The organism is Streptomyces sp. NPDC096324, from assembly GCF_044763015.1.
GTDB lineage: Bacteria > Actinomycetota > Actinomycetes > Streptomycetales > Streptomycetaceae > Streptomyces.
Genome location: NZ_JBIWFK010000025.1, coordinates 60,401 through 72,504, shown reverse-complemented (window position 1 = coordinate 72,504; position 12,104 = coordinate 60,401). Strand labels below are relative to the sequence as shown.

Sequence of the window (12,104 nt, the reverse complement as noted above, 5' to 3'; positions counted from 1 at the left end):
ACCGGCGGTCCGGCCCGGCCGCTCTCCGAACGGGGGAAGAACTCGTACCACGCGCCGTACAGCGCCCGCTCCCGCTCCACCAGCAACGGCAACGGTTCGGACGAGGTCACGAGCTCGCGCAGCGGATGCTCCGCGAGGACGGCGTCCACCCGCGGGGTCAGCGCGGCGGCGAGCCGGGAGGCCACGGGACGACCGGTGTCGCGCAGCGCGTCCACGGCCCCGAGAAGGGTGTCCCTGCCCTTCTTGCCCCGGGTCCCCTTCGGCAGGCCGGCGACCGCCCGCTCGTACAGCAGGGCGCCCTCCTCCAGCACCAGCTCGGTGTCCAGACCCGCCGGGATCTTGATGCCCGCGTGATGCCGCCAGGTGGTGACCGGGTCCCCCCACGCCTCCACCGTGTACGTCCAGCGGCCCTCCGCGCCGGCGCTCACCCCGGCACCCCAGCGGTCGGTGCCGGGGGCCAGCTCGCGCATCGGCGTCCAGGGTCCTGGGCGGCCGTCGGGGTCGCGCAGGACGACATTCGCGGCGACGGCGTCGTGGCCCTCGCGGAAGACCGTGGCCGACACCTCGAACTCCTCGCCCACCACGGCCTTGGCGGGACGCCGTCCGTTCTGCACGACCGGGCGGACGTCGAGGACGGGGATGCGCCCGACGGCGGTCGCCGGAGTGACGGCGGCGAGGGGCGCGTCGGGGGCACGGGTGGCCGGGACGGCCGCCCTGGCCGACCCGGAAGCGGCCTTCACCCCCTTCGGGGCGGTCCTCCCCGCCTGGGGAAGGGCCGTCTTGTCCGTCTTCGGGACGGTCGTCCCGGCCGTCTTCGGGACGGAGGACTTCGCCGTCTTCGGGACCGTGGACTTGGCCGTCTTCGGGACGGAGGACTTGGCCGTCCTGGGCGCGGACTTGGCCGTCTTGGAGCGCGGGGTGGTGCCCTTGCGGGCGGACGTCCCCGGAGCGGACGCGCCGGCGGACGGCGTCTCCGGAGTGGTGGCGGGTGTACCGGCGGTGGAGGTGCCGGTGCCCGGGTCGGTGCCGGCGGCGGCCGACGGTTTCTCGGGTGCGGCAGATGCAGCAGGTGTCCGGGACCCGGCCTCGGCCGTGCCTGTCCGGGGCGTCTCGGGGGTGGTCGTCGGGGGTGGCGACGTGTGGTGCGTGGCGGGCATGACCGCTCCTGTCCGCGTCAACGTGGGTGGGCGGATGGGGTGTGGGGAGGTGGGGCCTGCGGGCGTACCGGAGGAGCCTTCCCACCCTATGCGGGTGGGCATTCCGGCACTTTGTTAACTACTCACGCGTATGTCTACACACAAGACCGGCCTCCTCCCGGGCAGGCGAGGCCGGTACGATGTGGCCGAATCACCCTGGTTGTGCCGGCGTCACCCCAGGGTCAGCCGATGTGCAGGAGTCTGTTCGGCGAATCCGTGCCCGCGTCCGACACCTTCCCCGGGACCGCCCGTCTCACCAGCGCCTTCGTCACTTCCGCGGGCGTGGCCCGTGGATGGTCCGCCAGATACAGCGCGGCCGCGCCGGCGGCGTGCGGGCTCGCCATCGACGTTCCGGAGTAGGTGGCTTTCGCCCGGTCGCCGGTGGACGAAGTCGACGTGATGTCCACCCCCGGCGCGAAGAGGTCGACCGCGCGCCCGGTGTTCGAGAAGCGCGCCCGCGTGTCGGTCCGGTCGGTCGCGCCGACCGTGAGCGCCTCGGCGACCCGGGCCGGGGAGCACAGCGAGGCCGGCAGCCCGGAGTTGCCCGCCGCGACCGTGTAGGTCACGCCGGAGGCTATGGAGTTGCGGACGGCCGCGTCGAGCTCGGCGTTGGCGTTCCCGCCCAGGCTGAGGTTGGCGACGGCCGGCTTCCTCGCGTGCCGGGTGACCCAGTCGATGCCGGCTATGACCTGGGCGGTGGAGCCGGCGCCCTTGTCGTCGAGGACGCGGACGGCGACGATCCTGGCCTTCTTGGCCACGCCGTACCGGGCACCGGCGACCGTCCCCGCGACATGGGTGCCGTGGCCGTTGCCGTCCTGGGCCGTCCTGTCGCCGTCGACGAAGTCCCAGCCGTAGCTCGCCCGGCCGCCGAAGTCCCGGTGCGTGACGCGGACGCCGGTGTCGATGACGTAGACGGTCACGCCCGAGCCCGCCGAGCCGGGTGCCGTGTACCGCCCGTCCAGCGCCCGGCCCGTCTGGTCGATCCGGTCCAGCCCCCACGACGGCGGCCCGGTCCGGACCCGGCGGGCGGTCGCGTCGGCGGTCAGGGACCGGCCGGCCGCGACACCCGTGTCGTGGACCTGTTCGAACGTCACGCGCGTGTCCCGGACGACGGAGGCCACCCGGGGATCCGCGGCGAGCCGCCGGGCCTGTCTCGTGTCGGCCCGCACGGCGAAGCCGTTGAGAGCCGTGCCGTAGATGTGGCTGATTCTCGCTCCGTACCGCTCGGCGACGCTCGCGCCGGCCGACGACGGAGCCCGCGTACCCTCCTTGAGCGTCACGATGTAGCTGCCGCTGACGGAGCCCGGCTCCCCCGCGCCGGACATCCGTCCCGCCCGAGCCGCCTGTGCGGGCGGGGCGTTGGCCGAAAGCACCGCGGCCGTCGCGACCGCCGTGAGACCCGCCGCCCAGCGCAGACGCCACTTCCTCGTCCGTGCCATGACCTGAGTTCCCCTCCTCGACGCGACGTACCGAGGCCGGGTCCGGCCGATGGGTCAGGGTCCGGCCGTACGTCACCAGGTGAGCCTCTCGTGCGGTGCGAAGCATCACAAGACCGCCTATGCGGGGGGAATCGGCCACGCTGTCCACGAGGGGTCCATGAAGGTTGCGTCGATTTCACGCCGATGTCACACGGTCGGCCCCGATCGGGCGCAGTGCCGCGATGCGCCGTGTCGCGAAGGCACCCTCGCCGCTAACGTCGTGGGAGACGAAGGCCGCACAACGCCGTGCGTCCCTTAGCCGCGTACGTCCTCCGTGAAGGTGGAATTCGTGAAGGCGATCCGCAGATTCACCGTCCGACCCGTTCTCCCCGAAGTCCTTCACCCGCTCAGTGACCTGGCCCGCAACCTCCGCTGGTCCTGGCACGCCGAGACCCGTGACCTCTTCCAGTCCGTCGACCCCGAGCGCTGGGCGGCGTGCGGCGGCGACCCCGTACGACTGCTCGGCAGCGTGCCGGCCGAACGGCTCGCGGAGCTCACGGAGGACAGCCGCTTCCTGCGCCGTCTCGCCGCGGTCCGTGACGACCTGCGCGCGTACATGGGCGGCGACCGCTGGTATCAGACACAGACCACCGACCTGCCCGCCGCCATCGCCTACTTCTCGCCCGAGTTCGGCATCACCGCCGCCCTCCCGCAGTACTCCGGGGGCCTCGGCATCCTCGCGGGCGACCATCTCAAGGCCGCCAGCGACCTCGGTGCCCCGCTGATCGGCGTGGGCCTGCTCTACCGGCACGGCTACTTCCGGCAGTCCCTGTCCCGCGAGGGCTGGCAGCAGGAGCACTATCCGGTCCTCGACCCCAACGAACTGCCCGTGGTGCCGCTGAGCGAGGACGACGGCACACCCGCCCACGTGTCCCTCGCGCTGCCCGGCGGCCGCGCGCTGCGCGCCCGGATCTGGCTGGCCCAGGTCGGCCGCGTCCCGCTGCTCATGCTCGACTCCGACGTCGAGGAGAACGGCGTCGGCGAACGCGGGGTCACCGACCGGCTCTACGGAGGCGGCAGCGAACACCGGCTGCTCCAGGAGATGCTGCTCGGCATAGGAGGTGTACGGGCGGTCAGGACGTACTGCCGGCTGACCGGGCACCCGCAGCCCGAGGTGTTCCACACCAACGAGGGGCACGCGGGCTTCCTCGGCCTGGAGCGGATCGCCGAACTCGGCGACCGGGGAATGGACTTCGACTCCGCGCTGGAGGCGGTCAGGGCCGGCACGGTCTTCACCACCCACACGCCCGTGCCCGCCGGCATCGACCGCTTCGACCGGGAGGTGGTCGCCCGGCACTTCGGCGCCGACGCCGAACTCCCGCGCATCGACGTGGGGCGCGTCCTCGCCCTCGGTATGGAGACCTATCCCGGAGGCGAGCCGAACCTCTTCAACATGGCCGTCATGGGCCTGCGCCTGGGCCAGCGGGCGAACGGGGTGTCCCTGCTGCACGGCCAGGTCAGCCGGGAGATGTTCTCCGGACTCTGGCCGGGCTTCGACCCCGACGAGGTGCCGATCACCTCGGTCACCAACGGCGTCCACGCACCGACCTGGGTGGCCCCCGAGGTCTTCCGCCTCGGCGCCCGGCAGGTCGGCGCGCAGCGCACCGAGGACGCGCTGACCGTCGGAGGCTCCGACCGCTGGGACGCGGTGACCGAGATCGCCGACCAGGAGATCTGGGACCTGCGCAGGGTGCTGCGGGAACAACTGGTGCTGGAGGTACGGGACCGGCTGCGGGCCTCCTGGCGCCAGCGCGGCGCCGGCACGGCCGAACTCGGCTGGATCGACGGCGTCCTCGACCCCGACGTCCTCACCATCGGCTTCGCGCGCCGCGTCCCCTCGTACAAACGTCTGACGCTCATGCTGCGCGACCGCGACCGGCTCATGGACCTGCTGCTGCACTCCGAGCGGCCGGTCCAGGTCGTCGTCGCGGGCAAGGCGCATCCCGCGGACGACGGCGGCAAGCGGCTGATCCAGGAACTGGTCCGGTTCGCCGACGACCCGCGGGTACGCCACCGGATCGTCTTCCTGCCCGACTACGGCATGGCGATGGCGCAGAAGCTCTACCCGGGCTGCGACATCTGGCTCAACAACCCGCTGCGCCCGCTGGAGGCGTGCGGCACGAGCGGGATGAAGGCCGCGCTCAACGGCTGTCTCAACCTCTCCGTCCTGGACGGCTGGTGGGACGAGTGGTTCCAGCCCGACTTCGGCTGGGCGATCCCGACCGCGGACGGCACCGCGACCGACGACGACCGGCGGGACGACCTGGAGGCCGCGGCCCTGTACGACCTGCTGGAGCAGCGGGTGGCCCCCCGCTTCTACGAACGCGGCCAGGAGGGACTGCCCGACCGGTGGATCGAGATGGTCCGCCGGACGCTGACCCACCTCGGCCCGAAGGTCCTGGCGGGCCGGATGGTGCGCGAGTACGTGGAGCGCCTGTACGCCCCGGCGGCGCAGGCCCACCGTTCCCTCACCCCCGAGACGGCCCGCGAGCTGGCCGTCTGGAAGTCACGGGTCCGGGCGGCCTGGCCGCGGGTCACGGTCGATCACGTCGAGGCGTCCTCGGCCACCACGACCGCCGAACTGGGCACCACGCTGTCGCTGCGCGTCCGCGTCGGCCTCGGCGACCTCGTCCCCGACGACGTGGAGGTGCAGGCGGTCGCGGGCCGGGTCGACGGGGACGACCGGATCGCGGACGCGGTCTGTGTCCCGCTGAAGCCGACCAACGGCCCCGACCTGGAAGGCCGTTGGGCGTACGAGGGCCCGTTGTCCCTCGACCGCACGGGCTCCTTCGGCTACACGGTCCGCATCCTGCCGTCGCACCGTCTGCTGGCCTCCGGCGCGGAACTGGGACTGGTGGCGGTGCCCTCGGAGGAGACGGGAGAGGGAGCGGGCCTGCTGATGCGCTGAGACGCCGGACGCGCGACCGGCGTGACGGGGGCGAGCCGTGCGTCACGGCTCGTCCGGGTCGCGCCGGTCGGCCGCCTCAGGCGTCGAGGCCCGCGCACAGGCGCCGCATCACCGTGCCGCAGCGCTGGGCGTAGGCGCGCTGAAGGCCGCGGGTGACGGCGCCGCCCGCGCGGGCGTACCACGTGGCCGCGCGGCTGAAGGCCGTGATCGTCAGCCAGACCGTTCCGTCGCCGGTACGGGTGACGACGAAGGCTTCCTCGCCGCACTCGGGGTGACCGGAAAGGGTCCCGTAGGCCCAGGCGGTGCGCCGGTACTCCTCGGCGGTCCAGACTATGCGGCAGGGGGCCTTGATCAGGCCGATGCCGACCGTGACGTCGACGCCCGGCGCCGCCTTGCCGGCCTCGGAGACCATGCGGATTCCCATCGCCCGGTGCATCTCCCAGGTCATCAGGGCCTCGGACGCGCGCCGGAAGACGGCCTCGCCCTCGCCGATGCGGGAGCGCACGTGCAGTCGGTGGAAGCCCGGGGGGCAGCGGTCCTCGCGGGTCGCGCCCACGTCCTCGTACGTGTAGGGCATGGGGGCAAGCGTAAGGCGGCACCCGGCACGATTCCGTGCCGGGTGCCGCCTCGGTTCGATTACGTTCGCGCTAGCTGACGTTGACCGCGGTCCAGGCCGCCGCCACCGCCGCGTACTCGGTGCTGCTGGAGCCGTACAGCGCGGACGCCGCCGACAGGGTGGCCGTACGGGCGGCCTTGTAGTTCGTCGACGAGGTCATGTAGGTCGTCAGCGCCTTGTACCAGATCTGCAGGGCCTTGGCCCGGCCGATGCCGGTGACCGTCGAGCCGCTGTAGGTCGGGGAGTTGTAGCTGACTCCGTTGATCGTCTTGGCGCCGCTGCCCTCCGAGAGGAGGTAGAAGAAGTGGTTCGCGACGCCGGACGAGTAGTGCACGTCCTTGCTGCCGACGGAGGAGGACCAGTAGTCCGCGGAGCCGCCGTCCTTGCTGGGCTTGTCCATGTAGCGCAGCGGGGTGCCGTCGCCGTTGATGTTGATCTTCTCGCCGATGAGGTAGTCGCCCACGTCGGAGGAGTTCGCCGCGTAGAACTCGACACCGGTGCCGAAGATGTCCGAGGTGGCCTCGTTCAGGCCACCGGACTCGCCCGAGTAGTTCAGGCCGGCGGTGTTGGCGGTGACGCCGTGGCTCATCTCGTGGCCGGCGACGTCGAGCGAGGTCAGCGGGTGCGTGTTGCCCGAGCCGTCGCCGTACGTCATGCAGAAGCAGCTGTCGTCCCAGAACGCGTTGACGTACGCGTTGCCGTAGTGGACGCGCGAGTACGCTCCGACACCGTTGTTCTTGATGCCGCTGCGACCGAAGGTGTTCTTGTAGAAGTCCCAGGTCACCTGTGCGCCGTAGGCGGCGTCGGCGGCCGCGGTCTGGTCGGTGGTGGAGCTGGAGGCCGCGCCGGTGCCCCAGACGTCGTCCGCGTCGGTGAACAGCGTGCCCGCCGACGACGACGTGGTGTGCGACTTGTTGTACGTCTTGTGGCTGCCGCGGGTGCCGTCGGTGAGGCTGTAGGTCGAGCCCGACAGGGTCGAGTTGAGGGTGACCGTGCCCGAGTAGAGGGTCTTGCCGGTGCCGGTCTCGATGCCCTGGTACTCGTAGAGCTTCTTGCCGGTGGCCGCGTCGGTGATGACGTGCAGCTCGTTGGGGGTGCCGTCGTCCTGGAGGCCGCCGACGACGGTCTCGTAGGCGAGGGTCGGCCTGCCGGTGGCGGCCCAGATCACCTTGCGGGGGGCCTGGTCGGCGGAGGTCTTGGCCGAGCCCGCGTCCTTGGCGGCGGTCAGCGCCTGCTTCTCGGCCTTGGCGGTGGTGACCAGCGGCTTGAGCGAGGCGACCTTGATGGCCGTCTTGGTCGCACGGGTCACGCCCTCGGCCTTGCCGGCCTTGCTCTCGTGCACGACGAGGTCGCCGCCGAGGACCGGAAGTCCGTTGTACGTGCGCTCGTAGCGGGTGTGGACCGTGCCGTCGGCATCCTTGACGACGTCTCTGACGACGAGCTTCTCCTTGGCACCGAGGCCTATTCGCTGCGCCGTCTCGGTCTTGGCGGCGTCGGCCTTCTGGATGAGCGCGGTGCGGGCGGAGGTGGAGAGCTGGACCGGCGACGCGGCGAGGGGGGTGACCCGGCCGGCGGGGGACGCCTCGGTCTGGGCGGAAGCTCCGGTGGTCAGACCGGTGGTGAGCAGGGCTCCGGCAGCGACAGCGGTGGCGATGGCCAGAGTGGTGCGCTTGTGACGCGCGTAGAGGGGGGTCACGCAAGCTCCTTCGTGTGGGGACGTCCGAACGGCGTGGGGGCCGGATGGACGGTTGGGAAGTTGCGGTGCGGGTGAGCCGTGCGGGTGAAGCGTGCCATCCCAGCCGCGTACATGTCAGGAGCCCATAAAGACCTTGGCCGAAAATCGTCGATCGGGTGAACAGTTGTGTTCCCGGGGCGCGAGCCGGCCCGTGCCAAGGGCCGGTCGGCGCAAACTCCCTTTAGGGCAAAGGAGGGCGCCGCCCCGGGGAGTCGAACCTCCGGGGCGGCGCCCTGGCGCACCGCTCGCGCGCGGACTTTCGCCGCGGCCTACGGGAAGGTGAGCTTCCAGCTGTTGATGTAGCCGGTGTCCTGGGCCGCCTTGTCCTGGACCTTCAGTTTCCAGGTGCCGTTGGCGACTTCGGAGGACGCGTTGACCGTGTAGGTCGCGTTCACGTTGTCCGCCGAGTCGGACGAGCTGGTGTTCTTCAGGCGGTAGGTCGAGCCGTCGGGGGCGACCAGATCGATCTGGAGGTCGCCCCGCCAGGTGTGCACGATGTCCACCGCGACCGCGAGGTTCGACGGGGCGTTGCCGGTGCGGCCGCTGACCGTGATCGACGAGGTGACCGCCGCGCCGTTGTCCGGAATCGATACGTCGGCCGTGTTCTCGAACGACGTGCCGCCACCGCCGCCACCGCCCGGCCGTGAACCGACGTTCACGCCTGCCCAGGCGTTCTGCACCGCCGTGTACTCGGCGCTCGTCGTGCCGTACAGCTCACCCGCCGCCGCGAGCGTGCCGGTGCGGGCCGACGCGTAGTTGGTGGTCGAGGTGAACTTGGTGGTGAGCGCGCGATACCAGATCTGCAGGGCCTTGTCGCGGCCGATGCCGGTGACCGGAAGCCCGTCGGAGGTGGGCGAGTTGTAGCTGACACCGTTGATGACCTTGGTGCCGCTGCCCTCGCTCAGCAGGTAGAAGAAGTGGTTGGCGACACCCGACGAGTAGTGCACGTCGAGGTTGCCGACTCCGGAGTACCAGCTGTCCGCGGAGCCGCCGTCCTTGCTCGGCTTGTCCATGTAGCGCAACGGGGTGCCGTCGCCGTTGATGTCGATCTTCTCGCCGATGAGGTAGTCGCCCACGTCGGTCGAGTTGTTGGCGTAGAACTCCACTCCGGTGCCGAAGATGTCGGAGGTCGCCTCGTTCAGACCGCCGGACTCGCCCGAGTAGTTGAGGCCCGCGGTGTTGGAGGTGACGCCGTGGCTCATCTCGTGGCCGGCCACGTCCAGCGCGGTCAGCGGGTCGGCGTTCCCGGACCCGTCGCCGTAGGTCATGCAGAAGCAGCCGTCGTCCCAGAACGCGTTCACGTACGCGTTGCCGTAGTGCACGCGGGAGTAGGCGCCGACACCGTTGTTCTTGATGCCGCTGCGACCGAAGGTGTTCTTGTAGAAGTCCCAGGTCTCCGCGGCGCCGTAGTGGGCGTCCGCGCCGGCGGTGGCGGCGTTCGACGTGGTGCCGTTGCCCCAGGTGTCGCTCGTCTGCGAGAACAGCGTGCCGGTGCCCGACGAGCCGTGGTTCAGGTTGTACGTCTTGTGGCCGCCGCGCGCGCCGTCGGTCAGGGTGTAGTTGGAGCCCGACTGCGTCGTCGTCAGGGTCACCTGGCCGCTGTACTGGGTGTTGCCGATGCCGGTCTCGATGCCCTGGTACTCGTAGAGCTTCTTGCCGGTGGCCGCGTCGGTGATGACGTGCAGCTCGTTGGGGGTGCCGTCGTCCTGGAGGCCGCCGACGACGGTCTCGTAGGCGAGGGTCGGCCTGCCGGTGGCGGCCCAGATCACCTTGCGGGGCGCGCGGTCGGCGGAGGTGCTCTTCGAACCGGCGGCCCTGGCGGCGGCCAGCGCCTGCTTCTCCGCCGTGCCCGCGGCGACCACGGGCTTGAGGTCGGCGACCTTCAGAGACGCCTTGGTGGCCTTGTAGACGTGCCCGGTCGTCCCGGACTTGGAGGTGTCGACGACCAGGTCGCCGCCGAGGACCGGCAGCCCTTCGTACGTCCGCTCGTAGCGGGTGTGGACGGTGCCGTCGGCGTCCTTCATGACGTCACGGGCGACGAGGCTCTCGCCGGCGCCGAGACCCAGGTCCCGGGCGGTGGTGGCCTTGGCCGCGTCGGCGTCGCGTATCAGCTCGGCGCGCTGGGAGGCGCTGAGCTTCATCGCGACGGCGCCCGGGTTGACCCGGCCCGTCCGGGGGGCCTGTTCGGGGGCCGCGCTCGCGGCGCCCGACTGGACGGCCGCGGCCAGCAGGGCGGTGACGCCCACGAGGGCGACACCGGCGACGCGGCGCTTGGTGATGTGGGAGGTGCGTCTGTGGGGAGAACTGGTGCTCAACACGGACTCCTTCTGCATGGCCGCGGATCGCGCGGCCAGGGGAGACCGGACGATCGACGAAGCCGTCCGGGCAGAACTGGGCGTACGCGGAACCAGGTGCATGGGGTCGTTCGGCCCGGCACAGCCGGCGTTGCTGTGAGGTGACTGTGAAGTGACCGAGGGAAGAGTGGCAGGAGATAACCCTTTCTGTCAGGACCGCGTCACAAAAATGGCCGGAAACGGTTCGTTGTCCGGTTAGTCATGTTCGGTATGCGGACTGGCCTTCGGGTGTTCGTCCCGGCGTGCGGGGTGACGGTGTTTCGGCCAAACCTTCGAGGCGTCCCGGCGCGTCCTGGCGCACCCCGGCGCACGCTCCGGCCGGGGCCGCCCGTACCGCCAGATGACCGGCCCGCCGTCAGCAACGGAATGAAGCCCAGACCCTTTCGGGGGCCTCCCGGCACGTCCGCGCGCCCGCTCCCGGCCCTCGCGGTTTGAGTGATCCCCGGCATTCCGGTCCGTACCCGGCGCCCTCGACCGGGCGAGGCGGTGCGATCCGGACAGGCATACCCGCAGGAGGTTTGGTGAGAAGGTCACATTGGTGTGCGAGCCTTGCGGCGCTGGGAGGCCTGGCCGGCTCCCTGACGCTCGGCTTCTCCGTCCCGGCCGCGGCGTCCGCCCACCCCGACGGCGGCCGCGCGGCCGGCTCCGTCCACGCCGTGTCCGCCGACCCGGTGCCGAAGCCGGCCCCGGGCCATGTGAAGCCCTCGGACCAGCAGAGTGCGTCCGACCCCTCGCGCGTGTGCAGGGGGCTCGTGCCGGACCCCATCCCGCCGAGGCTGCGCCGCCTCTTCTTCTGCGGTGACTGGCGCCTCGGTCCCCGGCAGCTGCCGACCAGGGGCGTCCTCGGGCACATCCTCCAGCGGTACGACCGCCTCGGGGGTCTCACCGCCGTGCGGTTCCTCGACAAGTGGTGGGACCCCACCGCCGACTCGGGCCAGGGCGACTGGCGCTACCCGCCGGACGACGGCTTCACCCACCGCAACGGGACGGTGATCGCCGCCCCGCTCGTCCTGCACGCCGGTCTGCGGCTCGACCGCTTCGGCAGCGAGGCGGGCCGCTTCCTGGCCCCGGAGGGCACCAAGTACGGCAAGCGCGTCATCCCGCCGTCGAGCCTCAACACCTCGGACCCGCGCTACCCGTTCAACTACCACTCCTACAAGCTGGCCAAGGACGTGACGGTCTGCGCGGGCAGGACCGCCCCCGGCTTCGAACAGCCCGGCCTCGGCACCCAGTACGTGACGTCGAGCCGGTTCTGCCCCGACATCCCCCGCACGACGGTGGGGGACCTGGTGAGCAACGGCACGCTGGTGCGCACCAACGACTGACCACGCCCCCTCTCCCGGAGGCGTACGACCGCGCGCGGAAGCCGGCCCCGGCGACGACCGGGCCGGCTCCGCCCCGGCGGAAGGCCGATCGCATGGACCGGTTCGCGCTGTGCCGGGCCCTCGAAGCGGCCCGGGTTCCCGCCACGTCCTACGAGATCGCGGACTGCCCGGGCCGCCACCTCGCGGCCGACCGCTACTTCCTCGACGGCCACGAGGGCGACTGGACCGTGGGCGTCCACGAGCGGGGGACCCGCCAGGTCTTCGAGCGGTTCACCGACGAGGACGAGGCCTGCCGGTGGCTCCACGACCGGCTCCTCGGCGGGCCCCCGCCCGCCACCCCCGCCCCCGGAGAGCCGGCCGCCCCGCACCCGGACCCCGAGGCCCTGCAACGCCGGGCCGACGACGACCTCGAAGCGGCCCTCACCGAACTCCTCCGCGGGACGGCCCGGAAGCCCGGCGAGGAGCCCCCGGAAAGCGCCCCCGAGTAGCTGG

At 71.7% G+C, this 12,104-nt stretch carries 8 protein-coding genes; 3 read left to right on the top strand and 5 right to left on the bottom strand.

Annotation, left to right across the window (positions count from 1 at the left end; translation table 11 throughout):
* Together ACIQ7M_RS39170 and ACIQ7M_RS39165 are read right to left on the bottom strand one after the other, a co-directional pair.
* Positions 1–1,157, bottom strand: a 1,157-nt coding sequence (locus ACIQ7M_RS39170) for a maltotransferase domain-containing protein (protein ID WP_403653396.1), incomplete at its 3' end; no start/stop codon positions are given.
* 221 nt (positions 1,158–1,378) lie between these two features.
* Positions 1,379–2,635 carry a S8 family peptidase gene (locus ACIQ7M_RS39165; RefSeq protein ID WP_403653393.1) on the bottom strand — a complete coding sequence of 419 codons (1,257 nt, stop codon included), beginning with the start codon at positions 2,633–2,635 and terminating at the stop codon, positions 1,379–1,381.
* Between the two features lie 328 nt (positions 2,636–2,963).
* Here ACIQ7M_RS39165 and glgP point away from each other — a divergent pair, with 328 nt between their 5' ends.
* Entirely contained in the window at positions 2,964–5,582 is a 2,619-nt protein-coding gene (glgP, locus tag ACIQ7M_RS39160) for an alpha-glucan family phosphorylase (protein ID WP_386988815.1), read from the top strand.
* A 76-nt stretch (positions 5,583–5,658) separates the two neighbouring features.
* On the opposite strand, the gene ACIQ7M_RS39155 is transcribed toward glgP, so the two are convergent.
* From ACIQ7M_RS39155 to ACIQ7M_RS39145, 3 genes are all read right to left on the bottom strand, one after another.
* Positions 5,659–6,159, bottom strand: coding sequence for a DUF1990 domain-containing protein (locus ACIQ7M_RS39155; protein ID WP_355762270.1), 501 nt, complete (start codon positions 6,157–6,159; stop codon positions 5,659–5,661).
* A 70-nt stretch (positions 6,160–6,229) separates the two neighbouring features.
* Entirely contained in the window at positions 6,230–7,894 is a 1,665-nt protein-coding gene (locus ACIQ7M_RS39150; protein WP_403653389.1) for a M4 family metallopeptidase, read from the bottom strand.
* A 308-nt stretch (positions 7,895–8,202) separates the two neighbouring features.
* Positions 8,203–10,266 carry a M4 family metallopeptidase gene (locus tag ACIQ7M_RS39145; RefSeq protein WP_403653386.1) on the bottom strand — a complete coding sequence of 688 codons (2,064 nt, stop codon included), beginning with the start codon at positions 10,264–10,266 and terminating at the stop codon, positions 8,203–8,205.
* A gap of 542 nt (positions 10,267–10,808) precedes the next feature.
* Here ACIQ7M_RS39145 and ACIQ7M_RS39140 point away from each other — a divergent pair.
* Positions 10,809–11,612, top strand: coding sequence for a TNT domain-containing protein (locus ACIQ7M_RS39140; RefSeq protein ID WP_403653383.1), 804 nt, complete (start codon positions 10,809–10,811; stop codon positions 11,610–11,612).
* 92 nt (positions 11,613–11,704) lie between these two features.
* On the top strand, positions 11,705–12,100 hold the full coding sequence (locus ACIQ7M_RS39135; RefSeq protein ID WP_355762261.1) for a hypothetical protein: 396 nt from the start codon (positions 11,705–11,707) through the stop codon (positions 12,098–12,100).
* The last annotated feature ends 4 nt before the right edge of the window (positions 12,101–12,104 follow it).